This window comes from Bacillus cereus group sp. N6, from assembly GCF_016483705.1.
Classification (GTDB): Bacteria; Bacillota; Bacilli; order Bacillales; family Bacillaceae_G; genus Bacillus_A; species Bacillus_A wiedmannii.
In genome coordinates this window covers 1-203 of record NZ_JAEHBI010000392.1, presented here as the reverse complement: position 1 = coordinate 203, position 203 = coordinate 1, and the positions used below count along the sequence as shown (strand labels likewise).

The window sequence follows — 203 nt, the reverse complement described above, 5'->3', positions numbered from 1 at the left end:
ATATAGGTACATCCATTGCCCTTTTACTTTTATGTACGTCTCATCTACTCTCCAGGAGTCATTCGTTTGTTTGAGATGACGTCGAATTCGTTTATCTAATTCAGGCCCATATTGATGGCCCCATCACATAATCGTTGTATGAGCTAAAGATAGTCCTCTTTCCTCCATCATTTCTACCAAATCACGAAAACTGAGATTGTACC

At 39.4% G+C, this 203-nt stretch carries 1 pseudogene; it reads right to left on the bottom strand.

The window, feature by feature from the left end:
• Positions 1 to 203: pseudogene (locus JDS99_RS31700) on the bottom strand (DDE-type integrase/transposase/recombinase); the annotation flags it as partial.